Raw genomic sequence first — 26,412 nt, 5'->3', positions numbered from 1 at the left:
CTTAGTGTGTTTTGAGCGTTTTTAGAAAAGAAAAAATTAAGCTTCCTTATTTGCCAGTTGTCCACAAGCTGCGTCAATATCTTTTCCGCGGCTTCGTCGTACTTTTACGACGATTCCACTTGCTTCTAGCGCTTTTATATAGGCATTTATAGATTCTTCGGAAGCTTGTTGAAATTCCCCGTCATCGATTGGGTTGTATTCAATAAGATTCACTTTGCAAGGAACGTATTTGCAAAACTTCACCAAAGCATCTATTGAAGCTTTATTATCGTTAATGTCTTTCCAAACGACATATTCGTAGGAAATTTTGCTTTTTGTTTTTCGGTACCAATATTCTAATGATTCCCGCAAATCAGCCAAAGGAAAATTAGCACTAAAAGGCATTATTCTAGAACGGATTTCATCAATAGCAGAGTGTAAAGAAACGGCCAATTTGAACTTTACATCGTCATCCGCTAATTTCTTAATCATTTTAGGCACTCCTGAAGTAGAAACCATAATTCGTTTTGGAGACATCCCTAAACCTTCTGGTGAAATAATCATTTCGATTGCTTTCAACACATTGTTGTAATTCATAAGCGGTTCTCCCATTCCCATGAAAACAATATTTGATAAAGGATGATTGTAGTACAACCTACTTTCTTTGTCAATAGCAACCACTTGATCATAAATTTCAGCAGGTTCAAGATTACGCATTCTTTTTAATCGCGCTGTTGCACAAAAATTACAATCTAAACTACAACCCACTTGGCTAGAAACACAAGCTGTTGTTCTCGTGTTAGTAGGTATTAAAACTGACTCAACGACTAATCCATCATGCAAACGAACTGCATTTTTCACAGTTCCATCTTCACTGCGTTGCATCGTATCTACCTTGATATGATTGATGACAAAATTTGTTTCAAGCATCGTACGTGTTCCCTTAGAAACATTAGTCATATCCTCAAAACTATGCGCACCTTTACTCCACAACCATTCGTAAACTTGATTGCCGCGAAATGCTTTATCGCCATTGGCAATAAAAAAATCTCGCAATTGTTCTTTCGATAAGGCTCGTATGTCTTTTTTATCAATTTCCATGGTGCAAATTTAATGACAATTTGTTGATTTCTTGATTTGATAATTTGATAACTTTGCAGAAAATCAAGAAAATCAAAAAAAAATGCATTTCATTTCCCAAGAACTAGAGGACTATATTGAGCAACATTCTGAAAAGGAGCCTGCTTTATTAGCAGCATTAAACAAAGAAACCTACCAAAAAATTTTGCTGCCAAGAATGTTAAGCGGGCATTTTCAAGGTCGTGTTTTGAGTATGCTTTCTAAACTTATTCGTCCTATAAATATTCTAGAAATTGGTACATATACCGGATATTCTGCTTTGTGCTTGTGCGAAGGTATGAAAGAAAACGGAACGCTTCACACCATTGACATCAAAGAAGAGTTAGTTGATTTTCAGCGAAAGCATTTCGACAAATCACCTTGGGGAAAGCAAATTTTTCAATATTTAGGAGAAGCAGTTGATATTATCCCAAGTCTTGAATCCAAATTTGATTTAGTTTTCATTGACGCTGACAAAGAAAACTACCTCAACTATTTTGAATTGATTTTACCAAAAATGAATAAAGGAGGAATTATACTGTCAGACAATGTACTATGGAGCGGAAAAGTCCTAGAGCCAGTACACCCAAATGATTTAAGCACAAAAGTATTGATGAAATACAATGAATTACTAGCAACTGATTCGAGAGTAGAAACGGTATTATTGCCCATTCGTGATGGTTTGACCGTGAGTCGCGTTCTCTAATCAAAAGTTCTGTCGAAAACAAATCCTTAGCCCTGATGGAAGTGTCATCCTTTTTATGAGTTTTCGGGCTGAGTTTTTTGAAATCTTAGCTCGAAAACTCATAAAAAGATACAGCGCACAGCAGGAAATAGCTCCTAAAAAATCACAAATTGGGTTGTGGAAAATATTTTTTTTGTAAAATTTTATATGATTTAAACATCAAGAAACCAAAAATAAATCCGAAAAAATAGCCAGTTAAAATATCACCTGGATAATGTAATCCTAGATAAATTCTGCTATAAGCGAAGATAAATGGCCACAAAAAAATCAATTCAAAGTGCTTAAAATAAGATCGCAAAGTAAAATATATAAAAGCAGCAACAGCCATTGAATTTGCAGCATGTCCAGAGAAAAAACTAAAGGCATTACTCATTTTCACAATTCGTATGTATGAAGCAATTTCAACATTATTACAGGGACGTAACCTTTGAACATTGTTTTTAACCACATTCGTCATTTGGTCCGTAAAAGTCACTAAAAGAGCAACAAATAAAAGTAGATATAGAGTTTGCTTACCCCCTAATTTTTTATAAATAACATAAAGTAATAGCAAGAAAAGTGGAATCCAATTGCTTTGCTTTGTTATGAATAACCAAAGTCCATCGTACGTAGGAGAACCTAAACCATTTAAAAAAACAAAAAGTTCTGTATCTAAAGAAAGTATTTTTTCTAACATTACATCTGGCGTTTTATTGGGCCAGAAACATCTTCTATAACCTCTTTAGTACCTTCTAGAGATGTGTTTACTTCTCCTAACATACTATCTTTTGCTTTATTAATCTCTGAACTAATATTGCCAGTTATATCCGTGAATTGAGAAGTATCGCCTAGTAAATTGTCTTTCACTTTATTTATTTCGGATGTTATATTGCCTTGTAAATCAAATAAAGATTGTTGGTCAAATCCATTGGCTTCCGCTCCTTTTTGGATTTCACTTTTTATATCATTTGTAGCATTTTTCAATTGCGCCATAGCTTTACCCATTGTACGCGCAATTTCAGGAACCTTATCAGATCCAAAAAGCATCAATACTATAAACATGATGAAAATTAATTCGCCGCCACCTATACCAAACATATGTTTTGTTTTTTATTGCTACAAATATACCAAATTTTGAATCTTGGGCTTTTAAATATTTCATAAAATAAAAAAAAGACTCTTCGCAGAGTCTTTTTAGATTGTACCTTTCTTTAGTCAAATTTAGATTTTACTTGTTCTTTAGGCCAAGTGTTATTACTAACGTCAATATCCGCTGTTTCTAATTTAGGATCTATTTGAATTTTCTTGATTGCCTTTTCAGTAGCATATACTTTCTTAGCAGTATCATTGTTTTTTCTCCAAATTTGAGCTGGATATTTAAATACTTCTTTCGAATCGTCTTCATAAGTTAACTCAACAATTATAGGCATCAACATTCCACCAGGTTTGTTAAACTCTACTTCGTAGAAATATTTAGGCGATTTTAATTTTGATCTTTCTTCAGCTGTAAATTTTGTATTTACATAATCTGCAAGTAAACTGATATCTTCAATTTTTAGTGCTTTTTTATTTTTTGCAGCTAACTCACCACTTGTACTTGGTACTAAATACACGAATGGTCCTTTTTCCTCACCAAAACGACCTCTTCGAACTATTGCATTTTTTAATTCTGTTGTTGCCGTTTCAGAAACATAGTATTGTTTTACTTCATTTATACCAATATCAACAAAATCAGTAGAATAAAACCAACCTCTAAAAAACCAGTCTAAATCGACTGCAGAAGCATCTTCCATAGTTCTAAAAAAGTCTTCCGGTGTTGGATGCTTGAATTTCCACCTGTTTGCATAGATTTTGAAAGCATGATCAAACAATTCTCTTCCCATAATAGTTTCTCTCAAAATATTCAACCCAGTAGCGGGTTTGCCGTAAGCATTGGCACCAAACTGAGCAATTGTTTCAGAATTAGACATTATAGGCTCTAAGAATTTTTGATCTCCACTCATATAAGGAACGATCTTGCTAGCTGGTCCTCGACTTGAAGGAAAATTGGTCCCTAATTCCTGTTCCGCCATATACTGCATGAATGTATTTAATCCTTCATCCATCCATGACCACTGGCGCTCATCAGAATTTACAATCATAGGAAAGAAGTTGTGCCCTACTTCATGTATTGTCACCCCAATCATTCCATTTTTAATTCGCTCACTTACGACTCCATTTTCATCAGGACGACCATAATTCCAGCAAATCATAGGATATTCCATTCCTTGATCTTCTGCAGATACCGAAACTGCCTTAGGATAAGGATAATCAAAAGTGTGTGATGAATAACTTTTTAAAGTATGCGCTACAGTTCTTGTTGCTGTTTCTCCCCAAAAAGGGTTTGCCTCTTTAGGATATATTGAAACTGCCATAACTGATTTCTCACCTAATTTAACTGCCATCGCATCAAGGATAAATTTTCTTGAAGTGGAAATTCCAAAATCTCTAACATTCTTGGCGCTAAATTTCCATGTCTTTTTCTTGTTAGAAAAACCTTTTTCAGCTGCTTCTGCTTCTGCTTGAGTAACAATAACAACAGGCTTATCGTAAGTTTTCAAAGCCAAATTATATCTTTTTACTTGCTCAGGAGTAAAAACTTCACTTCTGTTCATAAGATCTCCTGTAGCTTCCATAACGTGATCTGCAGGAACTGTTATATTCACATCAAAATTCCCAAAAGGCAATGTAAATTCCCCTGTTCCCCAGAACTGCATATTTTGCCATCCCTCGACATCATTATATACTGCCATTCTAGGATAGAATTGAGCAATTACGTACAATTTATTTCCGTCTTTTTCGAATAATTCATATCCAGAACGCCCACCTTCTACTCTGTAATTATTAATATTATAATTCCATTTTATTGCAAAAGAAAACTTCTCTCCCGGTTTCATTGGTGTAACTAAATTGATACGCATCATGGTATTATTGATGGTATACGACAAAGGCTTTCCGGCAGCATCTTTTACCGATTCAATATTGAAACCGCGCTCTAGATCCTGTTTCAAAAATTTATTAGCAAAGTTTACTGCTGGAAAAACTTGCTCCATTCTTTGGCTTTCCGCCAATGGTGTTTCTGATGTTTTAGCTGCTTGATTTTGATCTAATTGCACCCAAAAATACTCTAAAATATCAGGAGAATTATTATGGTATGTCACCACTTCTGATCCTTTAATACTAGAGTTTTTATCGTCTAACTCTATGTCTATTTTATAATCTGCCTGTTGTTGATAATAAGCTGGTCCTGGCGCTCCAGATGCCGTGCGAAACATGTTTGGTGTTGCCAACAAATCGTACATTTGGCTAAACTTATTATTATCATACCTACCTGTTTGCTTAGTTGCTGTCGAAGGTGTTTTTTCCTGTGCCAATAACAAAGCAGGAATAAATAATAGTATGGATAATTTTCTCATAGGTTAGGTTGTCGTTATTTCAGTGGGTGAAAATAATAATTTTAAACAAAATTATCTAAATTTATTAATATTTTAACAATCCCTTTGAGTTAGATTCGGTTAAAAGTAAGGTATTCTTAACTCCTGAAACATTAAAATGCATAATATTTTGTTGTTCAGAATTATTATCTGTAATTATCGAATTGTAGATTTCTAGTGTATTAATTTTATGAATATCTTTACAACTAAAATAACAAATGAGCACATCACCTTCCATTTCTTTGCTTAAAAACAGTAGTGGTTTTATTTGACCGTTAACTTTAATAGTAAATTTTTCAGCAAAATATTTCTTAAAAAGATTCAAATCCTCTTCCGTTTCTTTTTCTGAACCTAAATTGATTTTCTTTTGGTGTTTTTTTTCTAATGCATTATTTAAATCGTCTATAAAAAGTCGAGTTGTTATCTGAAGCATTTTTTTTTCTGGAGCATAATTAACCTGGTATAATGCCACATAAAACTTGTGCACACTAAAAGATGTTAATGTTAAAAATAGCAATCCAAAAAAAACTATTAAAATTCTTTTTTTCATTTTTCAAAAGTAGTAAATCTTTTAAACTCTTCATTCTTGGTGATTAAAAAATCAATCAACATAAATTCATCCTTCTCTTGCAAAAGTGTTTTGGATTTTGGGTCATTTTCACAATAATCTAGAAAAAGTCCAACTTCATTACTCTTTAGTTTCAATGTATTGGTAAAAAAATAAGAATCTATTCCTTTTGAAACCGCCTCTGAAAAACGTACGTTAGAATTAGCTACTGCTTTTTCAGCTTCTTTTTTAAACAATTTAGAAACCATCTTGTACATTCTGACAAAATCCATTCCGTTCTCAATGGATCCATCCGATAACATGCTTCTATTCTTAGGAGAAGATTTCACATCATCTGTAAATTTCATATCTACAATTCCTTGCGAACTGGGTATTGCAGGCTTGATTTCTGTTTTACCTTTCACTAAAACTTCGTTTAACAACGTCGTTTGTGATTCTAAATTGACAACAAATAGAGGTTTAGCAAAGTCTTTATCTTGAAGTATAATTTTTTTAGATTTAAAAGAAGCGCTTGAAACTAACAAAGTATCTTTGGCTTTGGCCAAAATATCAAAAAAGCCTTGATCGCTAATAAAAGTACGCGTTTTTGAATTCAAATTAAAAACGTAACCATTATCTACCAAAGCAAATTCATTTATAAATTGACCGTGCAGAGACTGCCTATTTTCATTTTGAGCAAAAATAAATTGAGTAAAGAAAATCAAACAAATTATTCCGATTCTATTTTTCATTTGGGGTGTTTTAAGTTATTTGTTAAGGTCCGTACGACTTTCCTCGTTTAATAAAGCTTTGTAGTCCTGAGCTAAACTAACCAAATAAAAAGAAACTTTTTCTTTATTCTTGGATTCTAGAACTTTTAAAAAACTGTCATTTTCTACGATGTAATATTTAAAACCATTAACATACTCAGTACCAATTCCTAATCGATTTGTAAAATATTCATCATCGTACAATTCAGAAATCAACTTTATGTTCATTTCTTTTTTTTCCAAAACCACTAATTTTTTCAGCTTTTTTGTCCTTCCATTGATCTTATTTATCAAAGGATCAAGCGGCATCGCTCCTCCTAACATACCTAATAACATAATTGGCTTAAAATCTCCAGCCGTTTGCAATTTGCGCTCTGCTGGAGAATAGTTAACAGGAGCTTTGGTCACAATTCCTAATGAAAGTACTGAAAACTGATTTTTATTAACTATCACCTCCCTTAATTTTGTTACTTTAGGAAACATCTTTATTGACAACAACTCCGACATTATTAGACTTGTACCAATTTCTAATCTATAGGATTCTAAATTTAAAGCTGAAAAAACTAAAACATCATTAACTTTAGCAAAAATATAAAACTCACCCTCATGGCTAGTAACAGCTGTCTTTTCATTCCTTAAATTTAAGACTTTTATTCCATTGACACTAACAGAATCTGCCGTAATTTTTCCATGAAGTAGCTTTTCATGCATAGTCTGTCCAAAAGTAATTTGGCACACTAACAATAAAAAAACTAAAATAATTCTATTTATTTTCAACAGCAATTATTTCGTTGTAAGTTTCAGCAAGTTTAACAATCAAAAACATTACTAAAGTTTTGTTTTTAGTACTTAAAGCATTAGCAAAAGGAACATCATCAACACAATAGTATTGAAATCCTTTAATATATTCTGAAGGAATTTTTAAAGTTTCAGTATAGTATTTATCTTCAAAAAGGACATCAATTCGCGCTAATAATTGTTCTTTCTTCTCGACTGCAATTTCTTTTTTCAACATGGCTTTGCGTCCAGAAATAGCATTAAGCAATCCATCAATTCCTCCTCCAGAAGTTGCTGTATATAATTTTCTTTCAGCGGGAGTGTACTTCTTTTGACCGTAGGGAATAATTCCTAAACTCTCTGCTGAAATAGCCGATTCATTAACTACTACCTCTTTCAAAATAATACTTTTCGGAATCATCTGTATAATGATAATCTCTTTTGATAGATCTTGTAGACCAATTTTTTTTCGAAGCGTTTCTAGATTAACAGCAGAGAAAACCAGTATATCACCTGTTTTTACTGGCAATACAAAAAAACCTGAGGCATCTGAAACTGTTGCTTTTTCTGAAGTTAGATTTAATACATTAACGCGGTCAACTGCAACAGAGTCGGCACTGATTTTTCCTCGAATTTCCTGTATCTTTTCTGTTTGTCCAAAAGTAACTTGAACCAAAAAGAACAGTACTAACTGTAGCGTAATTTTAATTTTCACTAGCGATAATTTCTTTATACTTGACTGCTAATTCTGTTAACAAAAAAGCAATCATTGCATTATTTTTAGATTTTAGATTCCTCACAAATTGCTCATTATCCACAATGTAATATTCGAATCCTTTTACATATTCCGACGGGATTTTCAATTTACTTATAAAATAGTCATCAGAAAACATATTTTCTAACTGCCTCAAATAGGATTCTTTCTTTTCAACAGCAACTTCTTTTTTAAGCATCTTAGTTCTTCCAGAAATCCAATTCAATAAAGGATCCGCCGAAACAGAACCTCCCATCATCGTTCCCATATTTGCAGAGGCATTAAGGTTATTAGCAGTGTTTAATCGTCGTTCCGCTGGTGTATATACTCTTTGCCCTTTTGGAATTATCCCCATTGAAACTGCATTAATACCGTTTCTCACAATAACTTCATGCAATTGATTTACAACAGGCTTCATTTTTACAAGAATCATTTCTTGTTCAAAATCCTTTGCCGTCAAAACCATTTTCAATTCTCGAAACTGAGTTGCCGAAAACAATAAAGTATCACCAACAACTGCCTGTACCTTAAAATGACCTTCTTGATCCGTAATCGATGCTTTTTCCGTTTTTTTATTTATCACATAAACACCTTCCAAAACAGAAAAATCAGCAGTCAGTCTTCCTTTCAAAAGTATTCGAGGGTTTTCTTGAGCTATAACTTGCATTGCCGCAAAAGCCAAAAATAAATACACAATTCTAATCATTTTTTGAAAGTGCTTATTGATACTCCGTAAAAGTATCTTAATGCATTCTAAATTAACTACTAACGACTTGATAAAAAAATGTTAATTAAAAACTTGAAATATAAAAACGGTATCAATACCTTTAGCATAACTTAAGTCATTTAAAAAATGAAAAACATACTGATCGCAAGTACATCGACACTTGCCAATGAAGATTATCTTGATTATTTATTACCTGAATTAAAATTGCATTTTCAGAACTGCACGACCATCCTTTTTATTCCTTATGCACGACCTGGCGGAATTTCTCATGAAGAATATACCGCCAAAGTTGGCTTGGCTTTTACCAAAATAAATAAAAAAGTAATCGGAATTCATGAGTTTGAAGAGGAAGCACTGGCAATAAAGAATGCTGAAGGTATTTTTACAGGAGGAGGAAATACTTTTGTGCTCGTATCGCAATTGCATAAAAACAACATCATGGGAATCCTTTCTGACGTCATAAAAAACGGAACACCCTATTTAGGGACAAGTGCTGGTAGTAACATATGTGGACTTACCATGCAAACTACTAATGATATGCCTATTGTATATCCATCTAGTTTTCAAACATTAGGTGTAATTCCTTTTAACTTAAATCCTCATTATTTAGATCCAGATCCCAACTCCAATCATATGGGTGAAACACGTGAAACCAGAATAAAAGAGTTCCATGCTTATAATTCGCTACCTGTTTTAGGATTAAGAGAAGGCAGCTGGCTAGATGTAAAAGGTGACAAAATCACTTTAAAAGGGAATTTGACTGCCCGCCTTTTTAAACAAAATAATAGTCCTGAAGAATTAGAAACCGGATCCGACCTAAGTTTTTTAAAATAGCCCATAAAAAAAGCCGAAACAATTAAGTTTCGGCTTTGAAGAGCGAAAGACGAGGCTCGAACTCGCGACAACCAGCTTGGAAGGCTGGAGCTCTACCAACTGAGCTACTTTCGCATTATAAACAGTAAATTAAAATTTCAAACTAAATCTTGAAACTTAGAGCGAAAGACGAGGCTCGAACTCGCGACAACCAGCTTGGAAGGCTGGAGCTCTACCAACTGAGCTACTTTCGCATTAACAACGGTGCAAATATAATTAATAAGTTTGTTTGAATGCAAGTTTTTTTTCTAAAAAGTCACAAACTTACTATTACAACTACGTTTAACATTGCAGTTAAAATACGTAAATAATTTATTATGAAAATATTATAGCTTTTGAATTAAACAAAAATAATTTAAAAACCGGCCTTAAAAATGTAAACAAGTAGCCTTTTTGAGCGATTTTTAGTAACCCATTTTGTTCTTGAAATCTAAAAACAGTCTGAAAAACATCATATGGATGATTAAAGTAAAGGAGGAAAGATGATTTCAATTATTCTTTTCGAGTTTGCTAATTACTGAACGCGTTTTTTTTTGATCTAAAATTAGATTTACAGTGTAAATATTTAACTAAAAATTATAAAGCCTCAGTCAAAACAGTAAGGTCTATTGATGGCGAACTACATTTTAGAATTTAATTTGAAAAAGCAAATTATCCGCTTTTGTATAAATGTTATCAGATTTCATTGTGAGATTTGAAATTTTGAATATTAAAAAGCCAATATCTACTTAAAACTTCAATGCCGATTAAGAGATTTAAAATCTCTTAATCGGCATTGAAAATAGTATTGAAGTTAGAAATACCTATAATTTATGAAATTGATTTTGCACTAAATTTAGAATCTCTTGAAGGGTGATAAATAAAGAAACAAGATTTATCTTTTATCACATTAATAATTTTTTTAGATAGAGCCACTGGAACTGCAGGGCAACCTTGACTTCTTCCTAATCTATGATTGTTTTTAATAAAAGAATCAGACACATAATCCGCAGCGTGCATTACAACACCTCTTGCTCTTGCATTATCATTAACTCCTTTTTCTAAGCCATCTAAGCGCAGAGACATTCCATGTTTTCCATTGTAAATTTCGCCTGTTGAATAAAATCCTAAACTACTTTTATAAGATTCGTTAGCATTTGAAAAATTAGAAGCAAATTCCTCGCCAGTATTTCTACCATGTGCAACAAGGGAATTAAAAAGCACATCACCCGTAATTAAATCAATTACCCAAAGTCTTTTAGAATTAGAGGACATACTAAAATCGATTATGGTTAGAATCTCTTTCTTAACTAATCCTTTTTCTTTTAAGGCATAATATCCTTTCAATGCTACAGCAAAGCTTTCTAATTTTGGTAATGCAAATTTATCGGAATGTAAATTATTATAGGCCGATTCAATTTTCGATTCGACAGTAACCTCAACAGTTCTAGCATAAACTTTAGGTTTTACCGTATTATTTGGTGAAGGAGTTACTGGATTTGAAGTGTAAGATGCTAATAGAAAAAAAATAGTAGGAATTATTGTATAAATCATTGAATCTCTTTTAGTTACTAATTGTTTGGGATTGCAAACGTACTTAAAAAAATAGAATTGAAAAGTCGTTTAACAAAATTTTATTGATATTACAACGAATATTATTATAACTTATTGGATAAATATTACAAAATTTAATGGTTAATAAATCACCTGCTTACTATTCCACTACATGAAAACCTATTTTTCACTGTTAAAATAAAATAAAAACAATTTAGAACAGTAAACATCTTTTGAAAGCTTAAATCAAATAGTGTAACAATCACTAGAAAAGCGAGTCTATTAAAACAAACTATTACGCAAGATGTTGATTCATTGCCATTACGCTATTTAGTTTTTTTTTAAATCATCATCAATCAATCGTTACATGAAAAATCAACTGTTATTTTGTTCGCTATTGCTGTCGGTCTTTGGCTATAGCCAAAAAAAAATCTTACAAACTAAATTCACTTCTGAAAAAATAGAAGTCGACGGAAAGCTCGACGAAGCCATTTGGCAATCAGTACCAATAGCTACGGATTTTATCATGTTTGATCCGGACAATGGAAAAAAGATTCCAGAAAACAAAAAAACCGAAATTCGAGTTTTATACGATAATGACGCTATTTATATAGGTGCAGTAATGTACGATGAAAATCCTGAAAAAATTCTAAAAGAAATTACGCAACGCGACAGTTTTGGAACATCAGATTTATTTGGCGTATTCATCAATGGATTTAATGACGGGCAACAAGATTTTCAATTTTTTGTAAACGCCGCAGACGGTCAGGCTGATTGCATCACAACTGATACTAATGGAGAGGATTATTCTTGGGACGCTGTTTGGAAAAGCAAAGCCGTTATAACAGACAAAGGTTGGGTCGTGGAAATGAGAATTCCTTATGCTGCTTTGCGCTTTTCGGGTGAAAACAAACAGACATGGGGTCTTAATTTTTTCAGAGAAATTAAAAGAGACCGACAAAAATATACTTGGAATTTTATTGATTCTAAATTGGGAACTTTTACCCAACAAACTGGAATCCTCGAAGGAATCGAAAACATTAAACCTCCTACTAGACTTTTTCTTTTGCCGTATTCGTCCTTTTATGTAAATGCAAATAACCGTCAAAAAACAAACGGAACGCTGAAAGGTGGGCTGGATATAAAGTACGGAATAAATGATGCTTTTACATTAGATATGATTCTTGTTCCTGATTTTGGACAAACAAAATATGATGATCAAATTCTAAATTTGGGTCCATTTGAACAACAGTTTAATGAGAACAGGCCTTTTTTTACAGAGGGAACAGATTTGTTCAGCAAAGGAAATTTGGTTTACTCGAGACGTATTGGAGGAATTCCAACTAAATATCCGGAAACTGAAAGTAATGAAGAAATTATTGACAATCCCGCAAACATAAACCTTATTAATGCTTTAAAAATATCAGGAAGAACTAAAAACGGATTGGGAGTAGGTATTTTAAATGCCGTTACCGAAAAAACTGCAGCAATCATCAGAAATAATGATACTCAGCAAGTCCGAAAAGAAATAGTAGAACCCCTAGTCAATTATAGTGTTTTAGTTTTAGACCAACGCTTCCGCAAAAACTCCTCCATTTCATTCGTGAACACAAATGTAACTCGAAATGGGAATTTTCGCGATGGAAATGTGAGCGCCTTAGTTTGGGACTTAAATACTAAAAAAAATACCTACAGTCTTTCTGGTGACTTTAAATACAGTTATATAAATGCAATAGAAGACAAAAAAGGAATTAATTCCCAATTGAATTTTTCTGAAACCAGTGGAAAATTCCGCTATGGCATTGGTGCTGATATCACCACTAAGGATTTTGATAATAATGATTTAGGAATTAATTTTGAAACCAATTATTATAGCATTTATGGCAATACTAGCTACCGAATCTTGAATCCAAGCAAGTATTTCAATAGCTTCAACGCGCGACTAAATGCGTACTCACAATTCCAAAAAGAGACTGGTAAAATTCAGACAGGAAACATCAATTTCCAAATTAATTCAAACACCAAAAAAAACAATTACTTTGGTATAGGCATAGATGCTAATCCAATTGAAACCTATGACTACTATGAATCTAGGACAGCCGATAGGTATGTAATTATACCTGCAAAAATTAGTGGATTTATATACATATCGTCCAATTACAATAAAAGCTTCGCTTTTGATTTCAATCCTTCTTATGCTGTTTATAATGAAACTGGTAGGAATTCCTACGGCTTTTCTGTTGGTCCACGATACCGTTTCAATGATAAATTATCAATGAATTACAACTTCAATTTTTTTAGACAAAATAACAATAAAGGTTTTATAGACAGTATTGATGATGATTTGAATGAGTCTACACCAAATTCTATCATTTTCGCCAATAGAAACGTAATTACTTATTCAAATTCATTTTCTGGAAAGTATTCTCTAAACAGCCAAATGACATTCAACATATCATTACGTTATTATTGGTCATTTGCCGAAAATAGCAATGTATTATCATTAGAACAAAACGGAACCTTGACTGATTATACGGGATATACAACTAATAAAAACTCAAGTTTTTACTCATGGAATACCGATTTGTCCTATTCGTGGTGGTTTGCACCCGGAAGTCAACTCTCTATTTTATACCGAAATAACGCAGGTGCTTTTGAAAGAAACATCAATAAAGACTTTAGAAATAATGTTACTAATTTATTGACAAATGATGCTTTAAATCATGTTTTTTCAATCAGTGTACGCTATTTCATAGATTACAATCAAGTTAAGAATAAATTCTAAATGCATTAATAAAAAAAAAGAGAACCTTCTGCAACAAAATAATCATTTTTTGTTATTGTTAACCTCTGAATATGCAATAGTGATTTTGATTGGCTAGAAGATTTTTAGAAATGCTTTATCTTTGCTTAAAATAAATTTGTGATGAATAAAAAAGTAATTCTTATGATTTTGGACGGTTGGGGAAAATCTCCAGATCCAAAAGTTTCTGCTATCGATAATGCCTATATCCCTTTTATAAATAGTTTATACAAAAATTACCCAAGTGCTCAACTTCGAACCGATGGTTTAAATGTAGGTCTGCCCGAAGGACAAATGGGAAACAGTGAAGTGGGACACATGAATCTAGGTGCTGGTAGAATTATATATCAAGATTTAGCTAAAATTAATCTCGCTGTTGCTAATGATACTTTAGCTAAAGAACCCGTATTAGTGGACGCCTTTACTTATGCCAAAGTAAATAACAAAAAAGTTCACTTTTTAGGCCTTGTATCTGATGGTGGTGTACACTCACATACTTCACATTTACGAGGTTTGATTGATGCAACTCAAGAATACGGCTTGCAAAAAGTTTTTGTGCATGCCTTCACCGATGGTCGTGATGTTGATCCAAAATCAGGCAAGCATTATATCCAAGATCTACAAGATTATATAGCTAACACTTCTGTAAAAGTGGCTTCATTAATTGGTCGTTATTACGCTATGGACCGCGACAGACGGTGGGAGAGAGTAAAGTTAGCTTATGATTTATTAGTAAACGGAGTTGGAACACATTCTACTGATGCGGTTGCTTCTATCGAGGAAAGTTACGAAGTAGACGTAACCGATGAATTTATACATCCTACGGTTATGGTGGATGAATTTGACAAACCACTTGCTACAATTGAGGCAGATGATGTTGTGATTTTCTTCAATTTTAGAACGGATAGAGGACGTGAATTGACCGAAGTTTTATCACAAATGGATTGTCATGAACACAACATGCACAAACTTAATTTGTACTATGTCACGCTCACTAATTATGACGAAACTTACAATAACGTAAAAGTCGTTTACAATAAAGATAACATTACAGAAACACTAGGCGAAGTTATCGAGAAAGCGCACAAAAAGCAAATTCGTATTGCTGAGACAGAGAAATATCCTCACGTTACATTCTTCTTTTCTGGTGGGCGAGAATTACCTTTTGAAGGAGAGAGCCGTATCCTAAAAAACTCCCCAAAAGTAGCTACTTACGACTTACAGCCTGAAATGAGTGCCTTTGAATTAACAGATGCATTAGTTCCAGAATTAAACAAAGGAGAAGTAGATTTCGTTTGTCTTAACTTTGCTAATGGCGATATGGTAGGACATACAGGGATAATGAGTGCTGCAATACAAGCCTGCGAAGCAGTTGATAAATGCGTCGAAAAAGTTATTACAGCTGCTCTAGCAAATAATTACACTACTATTGTAATTGCGGATCACGGTAACTGTGAAACGATGATTAATCCTGATGGAAGTCCAAATACGGCACACACTACTAATCCAGTGCCAATTATTTTGGTTGACAGAGATTTAAAAGAAATCCACGATGGTGTTCTTGGAGATATTGCCCCAACAATCTTAGAATTAATGGGAATAGAAAAACCAGAAGTCATGACGTGTCATTCTTTATTATAGGAATGCTTACATACAAAAATGCTGTCCCAAAAGACAGCATTTTTTTTTTAATACAAGCTACTATTTTTGCCAAACTGAAAGCTTCTCAACTCTCGAGAGGAAATTTAATGACACACTTCCAGAGTGATAAACTCATAAAAAAATCTCTACAAATAACGTAGTAGACCATTTCAAACGTTATATAAATTGCTCTACTAAATAAATGATAAGCCCAACAAAACCGCCTACTACCGTTCCGTTGATTCTTATAAATTGAAGATCCTTCCCTACTTCCAACTCTAATTTTTCAGCAATTTCTTTTTTATCCCAGCTTCGTACAGAGTTTGCAATTAAATCTCCAATAGCTTTTTTATTTCGAAGTAAAATACCTAGTAAATCGATTTTTATAAAATTATTAATCTTGGTTGTCATCACTATATCATTTTGAATTGTTGTACCAAAGTTTCCAATCATACGCGACAAATTCAGTTTAATTTTGGACTGCTCTCCATTTTCTAAATCAGCTAGAACAGCGTTTTTTACTTCCTGCCAAATCGAACCAATATAATCTTGAACTTCTTCTTTTTGAGTAAATTCAATAATTAATAAACTTATTTTTAGTTGCATTTCTGGCGAACTTTTTAAATCTTCGATAAATTTTAACACATAAGAATCAATCTTTTGACGAATTGAACTATCGGGTTCTTTTGCCATATCTAAAAACTCGTAAAGTCCATTAAAAACACCTTCCGCAATTTTTTTATCAGCAACTCCTAAAGTATACCAAGGTGTAGACTTCTTAACTTTTTCATTTATCTCTGCCTTATTAGCTTCCAATTCAGTTGCTAAAACGGTCAAAACATTTGTTATTAATTGTGCTTGCTTGTCACTTTTAGATAAGGTTTCTAGTCCTGATGCAATCCATTCACCAAAATTTAATTCCTGCATTTTGATTTCAAATTGTTGCTGAATAAAGTTTTTTACATCAGCATCATCAATAGTTTTTAGTACTCCTGGAATTACATTTTCAACCACCAAAGATGCAATTGTATTCGCATTTTTGTCCTCTTTCAGCCAATTAGTTGCTTTTGATGCAAAGTCAAATTCATCTAATTTCACTTCTAATTTTTCTTTAATTAAAAACTCATCAGACACAAAACTGCCTAAATTCTGACCAATAGCATCTTTATTGTTGGGAATTAATGCCGTATGCGGAATAGGAATTCCAAGAGGATGTCTGAACAGCGCCACCACGGCAAACCAGTCTGCAATTCCACCAACCATCGCCGCCTCGCTAATCGCTTTTAGCCAACCTATTTTATAGTGATGCGCTACAAAAAAGACTATGACAGCAATCCCTAAAACACATAGGGCAATATTTTTCATGTTCTTTAAATTCGCTTTTTTAGTTTCAGTATTATCCATTACGCTACTTTATACTTTTTATAATAGACCAATTTAACGATTTGTTTTTTATAACTCTTTATACCAACCCTAATTTATTAATAAAGTAACATCTGACAATTGCTTTATCAAACCGAAATAAATAATTATAAAATTGTACTTTTGCAAACTGAAAAATAGAATTATGATTATTGTAAAATCACGTGAGGAAATAGAATTAATGCGCGAAAGCGCGTTGATCGTATCAAAAACATTAGGAATGGTTGCTTCTGAAATAAAAGAAGGAGTTACCACTTTATATTTAGACAAACTAGCAGAAGAATTTATTCGTGACCACGGGGCTGTTCCAAGTTTTTTAGGTCTTTACGATTTTCCAAACTCGCTATGTATGAGTCCAAACTCTCAAGTTGTTCATGGAATTCCAAATAACAAACCATTGGAGAGTGGCGATGTTATCTCTGTAGATTGTGGTGCTTACAAAAATGGGTATCATGGTGATCACGCCTACTCTTTTGAAATTGGAGAAGTAGCGCCAGAGACTAAAAAATTATTACAGATTACAAAAGAATCTTTATATGTAGGAATCCGAGAATTCAAACTTGGAAATCGCGTAGAGGATGTTGGTAATGCTATTCAAAAATACACTGAAGCTCATGGCTACGGTGTGGTTCGCGAATTAGTAGGTCATGGTGTTGGGCAAAAAATGCACGAAGATCCTGAAATGCCTAATTATGGAAAAAAAGGTAGAGGAAAACTTTTTGTTGAAGGAATGGTTGTAGCAATCGAACCGATGATCAACCTTGGAACCAGAAACATCAAACAACATAAAGACGGTTGGACAATTACGACTGCTGACGGAAAACCAAGTGCCCATTTTGAGCATGATGTAGCTATAATTGATGGCAAACCAGAGATTCTTTCTACTTTTGCTTACATCTATAAAGCATTAGGAATTGTAAGTAATGAAGAAGATGAATTTAGAAAAACTCCTTTAGTTCTGTAATGAAGAAACTTTTTAAACTTATTCTCAATAGCATTCCTCGCCCATTACTTATTCGTTTAAGTTATGTTGCACGCCCAATAATTGCTTTTTCATTAAAAGGAGACAAATACACCGATCCTATTGATGGAAAAAGTTTTAAATCGATGTTGCCTTATGGATACGAAACGCAACGCAATAATGTGCTTTCACCAAGTACACTTTCATTAGAAAGACACCGTTTATTGTGGTTGTATCTAAATGAAGAAACCGACTTTTTCACTTCTAAAGAGAAAAAGAAAGTGTTACATTTTGCACCAGAACAAGCTTTTTATAAGTTATTTAGAAATCAGAAAAATCTAGATTATACTACAACTGATTTATTTTCGCCGCTTGCGGATGTAAAAGCAGATATTTGTAATTTGCCTTTCGAGGACAATCAGTATGATGTTATACTTTGTAATCACGTTTTAGAGCACATTCCAGATGACACTAAAGCCATGCAAGAATTATATCGCGTTTTGAAACCTGGCGGATTGGCAATTTTGCAAATTCCTCAAGACTTATCACGAGCAACTACTTTTGCTGATGACACCATCACTGATCAAAAAGAGCGTGCTAAAATATTTGGACAATATGATCATGTTCGTATTTACGGAAGAGATTATTTCGATAAATTAAGAAGTATTGGTTTCAAAGTAATTGAAGAAGATTATACAAATAAAATTGCACCTGAATTAGTAGAGAAATATTGTTTGGCAAAAGGAGAAATTATTCCTGTTTGCTTTAAATAAGCTAATGCATAAAAAAAGCTGCTAAAACTAATAGTTCTAGCAGCTTTTTTTTAGCTCATATTCATTTGAATTTATTTTTTTTCTGGCATTAGAATACCAATTGCTTTGTCTTTAGTTAGGTATTTTTTAGCAATATTCTGAATATCTTTCGCTGCAATAGCATTTACAAAAGTTTCATAATCCAAAACATCTTCAGGACTACTTCCATTAATGTACGACCTTGTAAAGTTAGATAACCAATAACTATTTTCTTTGATACTATTTTTAAAATCTGATAATTCTCCTTCTTTAAATTTAGCTAAATCTTTTTCGTCTGGCCCATTATCAATAATTTTTTGAAGCTCTTCTAAAGCAGAGGCTGTTAATTTTTCAGCATTATCTGGTCCGCAAGGAAAACCAATTGTAAAACTGTAAGAGCTATTTGGAACTTTATTTAGAGCGCCTTTTGCTGAAACGGCATAAACACCACTTTCAATTTCCCGTAGTTGTTCTGTTAGTTTTATTGTTACTATTTCTCCAAGCGCTTGCATAGTCAGTGCATCTTTATCTGAATATTGAGCATCACCATAATACATAATTAAAACATTACTTTTAGGATCAATTCCTTTATTCACTACTTTTTTCAAATCTCCAGCTAACATGCGATATCCTAAATCAAGTGCTTTCTCTCGATTTTCAGAGGCAGGCAATGATGCTAAGTATTTAGTTGCATACGATTCTATGGTGTTATCATCGATATTCCCAACAAAGTAAAACTCAAAATCAGCTGCGTTAGCAAATCGTTCTTTGTATTTTTTGTATGCTAAGCTATAATCTGTTTCTTGCCAAGTTTTTGCAGTAGGTATCAAACCATTAAATCTTGGATTGTTTGTATTCAAATACGTATAAAACTCTTGCTGAAAATAAAAATTAGGTTGCGATAGCATATTGCTAAAAAAAGCTTCTTGTTTTTGCTTGTAACCTTCAAAAGCACTTTGGTCAAAATTCAAATTTGTAAAATAAGCATACGTCATTTGGAACAAGGATTCTAAATCTTTTGGCGTTGCATTCCCTTTCAATCCTTCTGCTGTTATACCAATGTAAGGTTTTACTCGCGCTATTTTTCCGGTCATAAATTTATTGATACTATTCAATTGCAATCCTGAGAAACCCGCTTCGGTCAATGCTCCATTAGCAAATTGAACTTTTTTCATATCAGCATCAGAATACATATTGCTTCCGCCAAAACTGATGGCTTCAAAAAGGATTTCGTCATTTTTGAAATCAGTATTTTTATAAGTAACTTTCACACCGTTAGACAAAATCAATGTTTTCGTACCAATTTTACTATTAGTTTCATGCTTCACTATTGTTCCCGCTTTAACATCATTTCTAATTAAACTAACCGCAGCGTCTTCCTCTTTATAAGGACTAATGGCATTTGTATCCATTTTTAATACATCACGAACTTGATGTTCTGTAACCTTTTTTAAACCTTCTTTTTCAGGACCAGTAAGAATAACAACTCGATTATCTTCTTTTAAATAATCTGTAATCAAACTATTTACATCCTTTAACTCAATCAAGGGTATCAATTTTTTCATGGTTTGATACGTCCATTCTATTCCAGGAGCGGGTTCGTTTTCCAAGAAATTGGATTGATATACTCCCACATAACTCACTGAATTTATTTTATTTTTATCCTTGTAAGCTTTTTCAACAGAAGCAAGAAATTGGGCTTTTGATCGATCTAATTCTCCTTGTGTAAAACCAAATTTCTTCACTCTTTCGCTCTCAGTAACTAATACTTTCAAGGCGCTTAACTGTTTATCCTCTTGAGTCATTGCCATAGATTGATATCCCTTTTTGTTTCTGGCAAAAGTTCCTCCATAAAATGAATATCCATACGTAAATGGAGGCGTTGCAGAATTAGTAAGTTCCTCCAATCGTTTGTTCAAAAGAGATGCAAAAAGTCCTTCAACAATAGTATGTTTATAATCTCCTATATTTACAACTGGTTTGGGAGCGCCGTAATCTTTATAAAGTAATAAAACCTGCGAAGCTGGCGCTTCTTTATCATTTTCGACCGCTACAAAAGTTTCTTTATGATTGGGTACTTCATATATCTTTCGTGGTTTTTCATTAATAGGGTTTTTATATCCTGAAAAATGGGAAGTAATTTTCTTCTCCATTTCCGCTATATCTATATCACCCACAACAATTACGCTCATTAAATTTGGACGATACCAATCTTTATAGAAATTGACTAATGACTGATATTTGAAGTTTTCTAAAATTTCCTTTTTGCCTATTGGCAAACGTTCCGCATAATGAGAGCCGTACATCATTTTAGAAAGGTAACGTGCTTCCATTCTTTTTTGAGCACCTAATCCTAATCGATATTCTTCAAGAACAACTCCCCTTTCTTTATCTATTTCCTCTGATGTGAGCACGGTATTAAAGGCCCAATCCTCGATAATTTGAAATCCTTTTTCTAATTTTTCTGGATCATCAGATGGAAGCGGCAGAAAATAAACGGTTTCATCAAAACTGGTGTATGCATTTAAATGTTGCCCAAACTTAACACCAATACTTTGGAGATAATCAACCAATTCATTTTTAGGAAAACGCTTAGTTCCATTAAAACACATATGTTCTATAAAATGCGCCAATCCTTGTTGATCCTCACCTTCTAAAATCGAACCTGCATTAACCACTAATCGGAGATCTACTTTATTTTGTGGTTTGGCATTTTTCTTGATGTAGTAAGTTAATCCATTTTCTAGCTTTCCAGTTTTTACGGTCGAATCAAAAGGAATTGGTTTTGAATAATCCAATTGTTGTGCACAACTAAATATTGGAAATAACAAAAGGCCAATTATTAAAGTATAGATTTTCTTCATAAATAATATACGTGAGGTCAGAAAAATGAGCTTATCGCTAATTGGTAACAATAGTACGCTTAAATTAAGAAAAACACACCCGTAATTATTTATTTGAAAATAAATTAATCACAAAAAAGAGGACTATTCCTTATATTTACAAAATCTAAAGCACTACAAAATGTTTAAATTATTATTAAAAGTAGTTATAATTCTTGTTCTCACTGCCAACGCCTTATTTGCGCAAGCAGAGAAAGAAGTAGCACCACCGTATAATATCAAAACAATTTCATTTGTACAAAACGAACAAAATATAATTCCAATTTTGAATTTAGGTGAGGGCTTTCAACTACAATTTGATGATCTCTTTGGCAATGAAGCAAATTACTATTACGAAATTGTCCATTGTGACTACAATTGGAATCCATCAGGACTGCCTAAAGCCGAATACGTAGAAGGTTTTGACAACCAAAGAATTCAAGATTATACCAACTCTTTCAACACCTTACAAATCTACTCGCACTATAAATTATCTATTCCAAATCAGTTTACGCTGCGTTTAAAAATAAGCGGAAACTATATGATCAAAATTCTAGACGAAAATAAAGATGTCGTATTCTCCCGAAAACTAATTTTGTACGAAGATCAAGCTACTGTTCCCATCCAAGTAAAACGCGCAAGAGTAGTAAGCACGATAGAAACAAAGCAAAATCTAGATTTCACAGTGAGATCCAATAGCATTACTTTTCAAAACCCAATGAAAAATGTAAAAGTGGTTTTGATGCAAAATGGCAACCTTAACAATGTAATTCAAAATATAGTTCCTCAATATACTATTGGCAATGATTTAATCTATAAATACGATACTGAGACCCAATTTTGGGCGGGTAACGAATTTTTGTATTTTGAAAATAAAGACATAAAAGCAGCTGCAAATAATATTGCGAAAATAGATGCCAATAAAGCAATTTACGGATCTCGTTTATTTACAAGTGCAGCTAGAGCTAATTTCCAATATACTAACAACCAAGACGTCAATGGGAATTTTGTAGTTAAAAACATTAATGCTGCAAATAGCGAAATAGAAGCGGACTATGCATGGGTTTATTTTAGTCTTTCGGCACCTACTTTTAGAAGTAACAAAGACATTTATGTAACCGGTATGTTCAACAATTACAGCTTTACCTCTGAATACAAAATGGAGTACAATCCCATAAAAGCACTTTATGAAAAGGCTATTCTGATAAAACAAGGATTTACAAACTTTCAATACACAATCGCTGATAAGAAAGGAGTTATAGATTATGAAAATGCTATTGACGGTAATTTTTATCAAACCGAAAATGATTATTCGATCTTAGTGTATTACAGAGCCGGCATAGACCGTTATGACAGAGTTATTGGTAAAGGAACTGCCAATTCATTGAATATAATCAACTAAAAAAATCTTTCTTGCAATTTGGCAAAGCAACATCAATTTTTTGTAATTTTGACACAAGCAAAAAACGAATTCAATCAATAATTATGGTTTCTCAAATAACACGAGGCATAAAAATATCAGTACTGACTAGTTTTGAAGGAACCTACTTCAAAAACTACAAGATTCACTTTGCCTTTAGTTATCAAATAACTATTGAAAACCACAGTAAAGATTCCGTGCAACTTATTTCTCGCCATTGGGAAATTTTTGACTCTCTTAACGACATAGAAACCATTGACGGAGAAGGAGTTATAGGAAAAAAACCAGTATTAAAACCTGGAGAACTACATACCTACATCTCTGGTTGCTTGCTAGCATCGCCTTATGGTGCTATGAAAGGCCATTTTAACATGATTAATTTCACCTCCACTAGAAACTTTAAAGTAATAGTGCCCTCTTTTAGATTGTGCGCTCCGTTTGCCTTAAACTAGATTTTAGAATTTAATTCAGGAGCTAGTCCTGCTCTCCATTTCAAGTTTTTATATTCTCGTCTATTTTTTTCTAAGTAAAATAAGGAGCTTCTAAAGTCGCTCTTATTTTACAAGAAAAAATATAACGACACCATTAAAAGCTTTCCATTTCTATCAGGGCTAAAACACAAGTACCATTAAATATTGTATTTACTTTAGCACTGAAAACATCATTATTTTAAAGAATCCTTTGTACTTTTGTGTTTTATAAGTAAACACACAACGCAATATTCTAATTTTATAATTTTACAACTATGTTAAAAGGATTTTTTCATGTACCTAAAGCGGTAAACGAGCCTGTAAAAAGCTACGCACCTAACTCACCAGAAAGAGCAGCTGTACTTGCAGCTTACAAAGAAATGTGGAACGCTACTATAGATGTACCTCTTTACATTGGAAGCGAAGAAATTAGAACTGGAAACACTAAAACAATGTCAGCGCCTCACGATCACCAACACATCGTAGGAACCTATCATCTAGCTGAAAAATCACATATCGAAGGAGCTATTGCTACAGCGCTAAAAACTAGAACAGCTTGGACAAAAATGGCATGGGAACAACGTGCTGGAATTTTCTTAAAAGCAGCTGAATTAATTGCTGGGCCTTATAGAGCTAAAATAAATGCCGCAACAATGATTGCACAATCTAAGTCTATTTATCAGGCAGAAATTGATGCTTCTTGTGAATTAATTGACTTTTTACGTTTCAACGTAGAGTACATGACCCAAATTTATAGCGAGCAACCAAAATCTAATTCAGACATGTGGAATCGTGTTGAATACAGAGCATTAGAAGGTTTTGTATATGCTATTACTCCATTTAACTTTACTGCTATTGCTGGGAATTTACCTGCAAGTGCAGCATTAATGGGGAATGTAGTAGTTTGGAAACCGGCAGCAACTCAAGTATATTCAGCTAACTTATTGATGCAAATCTTTAAAGAAGCAGGATTACCTGATGGTGTAATCAATATGGTAATGGGAGATTCAGGAATGGTAACGGAAACGTTATTAGCAAGTCCAGATTTCGCAGGAGTTCACTTTACGGGTTCAACAGGAGTATTCAATGATATTTGGGCAAAAATTGGTACAAACATCAGCAAATACAAAACATATCCAAGAATTGTAGGAGAAACAGGTGGAAAAGATTTTATTATCGCACATCCATCAGCTAACCCAAAACAGGTAACTACAGGAATTTCTCGCGGTGCTTTTGAGTACCAAGGTCAAAAATGTAGTGCTGCTTCTCGTGTATATATTCCGCAAAGCTTGTGGCCAGCTGTGAAAGTGCAATTAGAAACCGATTTAAAATCGATGAAAATGGGTTCTCCAGAAGACATGAGTAACTTTATTACTGCTGTTATTTCTGAAGCTTCATTCGACAAATTAGCAAAATTTATTGACCAAGCTAAAAAAGATACTGATGCTGAAGTAATCATTGGTGGAAACTATGATAAATCTAAAGGATATTTCATTGAACCAACCGTTATTTTGACAACAAACCCTAAATACACTACAATGGAAACGGAATTATTCGGACCTGTAGTAACCATTTATGTATATGAAGATGCTAAATGGGCAGAGACTTTAGAACTAGTAGATACTACTTCTGAGTACGCTTTAACCGGCGCTGTTTTCAGTCAAGATCGTTACGCAATTGAAGAAGCTACAGTAAAATTGCAAAATGCTGCAGGGAACTTCTACATCAATGATAAACCAACTGGAGCAGTTGTAGGAATGCAACCATTTGGTGGGGCAAGAGGATCAGGAACAAATGATAAAGCTGGTTCTATGCAAAACTTATTGCGTTGGACTTCTGCAAGAACTATAAAAGAAACTTTTGTAACTCCAGTAGATTACAGATACCCTTTTTTAGGAGAGTAAATAAATCTTAAAGTTTGAAAGTCGAAAGTCTTAAAGAACTTTACAATCATAAAAAAGCCGAATCTAAATTTTTAGATTCGGCTTTTTACATTTCGTTTTTTCACTCTGCCTTTCTTTCGACTTTAAGACTTTTTACTATACCACAAACTTCAATGGCAAATGCACTACTTTTTTAGTTTCAAAAAACTCGTCTTCAAAAAAATCAGCTAAATTATATTCTGTGGCCTTTGGAAAATCTTTTAATTCTTCGGTTAAATCTCCACCTTTCAGATAAAGTATTCCGTTTTTAAGCTCATGCTTATTATTTTTCTTGATTTTGGTTTTCACCCAAGAAACGAAATCAGGCATATTTGTCACAGCGCGGCTCACTATAAAATCGAAATCCCCTTTGACATTCTCAGCGCGTAGTTGTTCTGCTTTAACATTTTTCAATTCTAAAGCATCTACAACACCTTGAACTACTTTTATCTTCTTAGCAATGATGTCAATCAAATGAAAACGAGTTTCTGGAAATAGAATCGCCAATGGAATTCCAGGAAATCCACCGCCAGTCCCCACATCCAATACATAAGTTCCAGGTTCAAATTTCATTATTTTGGCAATTCCCAAAGAATGCAAAACATGTTTGGTATACAAAGCATCTATATCTTTTCTAGAAATAACATTTATTTTTTCATTCCAATCGTGGTATAAAAAATCTAGTTTTTCGAACTGTTCTCTCTGAAGAGCTGTCAAATTAGGAAAATACTTAAGAATCTCGTCCATCTTTAATTTTTTTTAACAAAAGTAACACTTTAGAGTTAAAATATTTATCTCAATTTTGCATATCCAAAAATTTATAA

Annotated in this window: 22 protein-coding genes and 2 tRNA genes; 9 read left to right on the top strand and 15 right to left on the bottom strand. The window is 33.2% G+C overall.

Going from position 1 to position 26,412, the window contains the following annotated elements; genetic code table 11:
• Positions 1 to 36: 36 nt before the first annotated feature.
• Positions 37 to 1,080, bottom strand: coding sequence for a dual-specificity RNA methyltransferase RlmN (gene rlmN, locus LNP27_RS06435; protein WP_229943777.1), 1,044 nt, complete (start codon positions 1,078 to 1,080; stop codon positions 37 to 39).
• An 82-nt stretch (positions 1,081 to 1,162) separates the two neighbouring features.
• Between rlmN and LNP27_RS06430 the strand changes: the two genes are divergently transcribed.
• The gene (locus LNP27_RS06430; RefSeq protein WP_229943776.1) at positions 1,163 to 1,804 is read left to right on the top strand and encodes an O-methyltransferase; all 642 of its coding nucleotides are present in this window, start codon (positions 1,163 to 1,165) and stop codon (positions 1,802 to 1,804) included.
• Positions 1,805 to 1,946: 142 nt separating this feature from the next.
• On the opposite strand, the gene LNP27_RS06425 is transcribed toward LNP27_RS06430, so the two are convergent.
• The 8 genes from LNP27_RS06425 to LNP27_RS06390 all read right to left on the bottom strand — a co-directional run bounded on the left by LNP27_RS06425 (position 1,947) and on the right by LNP27_RS06390 (position 8,849).
• Positions 1,947 to 2,519: a phosphatase PAP2 family protein gene (locus LNP27_RS06425; RefSeq protein ID WP_229943775.1), complete on the bottom strand. Its 573-nt coding sequence runs from the start codon at positions 2,517 to 2,519 to the stop codon at positions 1,947 to 1,949.
• Positions 2,519 to 2,920 carry a Sec-independent protein translocase subunit TatA/TatB gene (locus tag LNP27_RS06420; RefSeq protein WP_229943774.1) on the bottom strand — a complete coding sequence of 134 codons (402 nt, stop codon included), beginning with the start codon at positions 2,918 to 2,920 and terminating at the stop codon, positions 2,519 to 2,521. Before LNP27_RS06420 ends, LNP27_RS06425 begins: the two co-directional genes overlap by 1 nt.
• A 113-nt stretch (positions 2,921 to 3,033) precedes the next feature.
• Positions 3,034 to 5,277 carry a M1 family metallopeptidase gene (locus LNP27_RS06415; RefSeq protein ID WP_229943773.1) on the bottom strand — a complete coding sequence of 748 codons (2,244 nt, stop codon included), beginning with the start codon at positions 5,275 to 5,277 and terminating at the stop codon, positions 3,034 to 3,036.
• 64 nt (positions 5,278 to 5,341) lie between these two features.
• On the bottom strand, positions 5,342 to 5,845 hold the full coding sequence (locus LNP27_RS06410; RefSeq protein ID WP_229943772.1) for a DUF6702 family protein: 504 nt from the start codon (positions 5,843 to 5,845) through the stop codon (positions 5,342 to 5,344).
• Positions 5,842 to 6,594: a BamP family beta-barrel-assembly machinery protein gene (bamP, locus tag LNP27_RS06405; protein WP_229943771.1), complete on the bottom strand. Its 753-nt coding sequence runs from the start codon at positions 6,592 to 6,594 to the stop codon at positions 5,842 to 5,844. The genes LNP27_RS06410 and bamP overlap by 4 nt, the downstream gene beginning before the upstream one ends.
• Before the next feature lie 15 nt (positions 6,595 to 6,609).
• Entirely contained in the window at positions 6,610 to 7,389 is a 780-nt protein-coding gene (locus LNP27_RS06400) for a hypothetical protein (protein WP_229943770.1), read from the bottom strand.
• On the bottom strand, positions 7,376 to 8,104 hold the full coding sequence (locus LNP27_RS06395; protein WP_229943769.1) for a peptidase associated/transthyretin-like domain-containing protein: 729 nt from the start codon (positions 8,102 to 8,104) through the stop codon (positions 7,376 to 7,378). The genes LNP27_RS06400 and LNP27_RS06395 overlap by 14 nt, the downstream gene beginning before the upstream one ends.
• Positions 8,094 to 8,849 carry a carboxypeptidase-like regulatory domain-containing protein gene (locus tag LNP27_RS06390; protein WP_229943768.1) on the bottom strand — a complete coding sequence of 252 codons (756 nt, stop codon included), beginning with the start codon at positions 8,847 to 8,849 and terminating at the stop codon, positions 8,094 to 8,096. Before LNP27_RS06390 ends, LNP27_RS06395 begins: the two co-directional genes overlap by 11 nt.
• A 147-nt stretch (positions 8,850 to 8,996) precedes the next feature.
• On the opposite strand from LNP27_RS06390, the gene pepE reads away from it, so the two are divergent.
• Positions 8,997 to 9,704 (top strand): dipeptidase PepE, encoded by a 708-nt coding sequence (gene pepE, locus LNP27_RS06385; RefSeq protein ID WP_229943767.1) that lies wholly within the window; start codon positions 8,997 to 8,999, stop codon positions 9,702 to 9,704.
• Positions 9,705 to 9,745: 41 nt separating this feature from the next.
• On the opposite strand, the gene LNP27_RS06380 is transcribed toward pepE, so the two are convergent.
• The 3 genes from LNP27_RS06380 to LNP27_RS06370 form a co-directional block, all read right to left on the bottom strand.
• A tRNA-Gly gene (locus LNP27_RS06380) sits at positions 9,746 to 9,818 on the bottom strand.
• A gap of 46 nt (positions 9,819 to 9,864) precedes the next feature.
• Positions 9,865 to 9,937 (bottom strand) — tRNA-Gly (locus LNP27_RS06375).
• A gap of 616 nt (positions 9,938 to 10,553) precedes the next feature.
• A complete protein-coding gene (locus LNP27_RS06370; protein ID WP_229943766.1) occupies positions 10,554 to 11,276 on the bottom strand; it encodes a murein L,D-transpeptidase catalytic domain family protein in 723 nt (240 codons plus the stop codon).
• A gap of 367 nt (positions 11,277 to 11,643) precedes the next feature.
• On the opposite strand from LNP27_RS06370, the gene LNP27_RS06365 reads away from it, so the two are divergent.
• Together LNP27_RS06365 and gpmI are read left to right on the top strand one after the other, a co-directional pair.
• Positions 11,644 to 14,061, top strand: a complete 2,418-nt coding sequence (locus tag LNP27_RS06365; RefSeq protein ID WP_229943765.1) for a DUF5916 domain-containing protein — start codon at positions 11,644 to 11,646, stop codon at positions 14,059 to 14,061.
• A gap of 141 nt (positions 14,062 to 14,202) precedes the next feature.
• A complete protein-coding gene (gpmI, locus tag LNP27_RS06360; RefSeq protein WP_229943764.1) occupies positions 14,203 to 15,720 on the top strand; it encodes a 2,3-bisphosphoglycerate-independent phosphoglycerate mutase in 1,518 nt (505 codons plus the stop codon).
• A 177-nt stretch (positions 15,721 to 15,897) separates the two neighbouring features.
• On the opposite strand, the gene LNP27_RS06355 is transcribed toward gpmI, so the two are convergent.
• Complete coding sequence (locus LNP27_RS06355) at positions 15,898 to 17,124, bottom strand: DUF445 domain-containing protein (RefSeq protein WP_229943763.1); 1,227 nt, start codon at positions 17,122 to 17,124, stop codon at positions 15,898 to 15,900.
• Positions 17,125 to 17,287: 163 nt separating this feature from the next.
• On the opposite strand from LNP27_RS06355, the gene map reads away from it, so the two are divergent.
• Together map and LNP27_RS06345 are read left to right on the top strand one after the other, a co-directional pair.
• Positions 17,288 to 18,106, top strand: coding sequence for a type I methionyl aminopeptidase (gene map, locus LNP27_RS06350; protein WP_229943762.1), 819 nt, complete (start codon positions 17,288 to 17,290; stop codon positions 18,104 to 18,106).
• On the top strand, positions 18,106 to 18,876 hold the full coding sequence (locus LNP27_RS06345) for a class I SAM-dependent methyltransferase (protein ID WP_229943761.1): 771 nt from the start codon (positions 18,106 to 18,108) through the stop codon (positions 18,874 to 18,876). The genes map and LNP27_RS06345 overlap by 1 nt, the downstream gene beginning before the upstream one ends.
• 71 nt (positions 18,877 to 18,947) lie before the next feature.
• Here the strand turns inward: LNP27_RS06345 and LNP27_RS06340 are convergent, their stop codons facing one another.
• Positions 18,948 to 21,758 carry a M16 family metallopeptidase gene (locus tag LNP27_RS06340; RefSeq protein WP_229943760.1) on the bottom strand — a complete coding sequence of 937 codons (2,811 nt, stop codon included), beginning with the start codon at positions 21,756 to 21,758 and terminating at the stop codon, positions 18,948 to 18,950.
• 160 nt (positions 21,759 to 21,918) lie between these two features.
• Between LNP27_RS06340 and LNP27_RS06335 the strand changes: the two genes are divergently transcribed.
• The 3 genes from LNP27_RS06335 (at position 21,919) to pruA (ending at position 25,570) form a co-directional block, all read left to right on the top strand.
• Complete coding sequence (locus LNP27_RS06335) at positions 21,919 to 23,178, top strand: type IX secretion system plug protein (RefSeq protein ID WP_229943759.1); 1,260 nt, start codon at positions 21,919 to 21,921, stop codon at positions 23,176 to 23,178.
• Between the two features lie 83 nt (positions 23,179 to 23,261).
• Entirely contained in the window at positions 23,262 to 23,648 is a 387-nt protein-coding gene (gene apaG / locus LNP27_RS06330; protein WP_229943758.1) for a Co2+/Mg2+ efflux protein ApaG, read from the top strand.
• 293 nt (positions 23,649 to 23,941) lie between these two features.
• The gene (pruA, locus tag LNP27_RS06325) at positions 23,942 to 25,570 is read left to right on the top strand and encodes an L-glutamate gamma-semialdehyde dehydrogenase (protein WP_229943757.1); all 1,629 of its coding nucleotides are present in this window, start codon (positions 23,942 to 23,944) and stop codon (positions 25,568 to 25,570) included.
• Between the two features lie 135 nt (positions 25,571 to 25,705).
• Here the strand turns inward: pruA and rsmG are convergent, their stop codons facing one another.
• Positions 25,706 to 26,335, bottom strand: a complete 630-nt coding sequence (gene rsmG / locus LNP27_RS06320) for a 16S rRNA (guanine(527)-N(7))-methyltransferase RsmG (RefSeq protein WP_229943756.1) — start codon at positions 26,333 to 26,335, stop codon at positions 25,706 to 25,708.
• Positions 26,336 to 26,412: the final 77 nt, after the last annotated feature.

The sequence above is a fragment of the Flavobacterium galactosidilyticum genome (assembly GCF_020911945.1).
Classification (GTDB): Bacteria; Bacteroidota; Bacteroidia; order Flavobacteriales; family Flavobacteriaceae; genus Flavobacterium; species Flavobacterium galactosidilyticum.
This window is presented reverse-complemented; position numbering and strand designations above follow the sequence as displayed.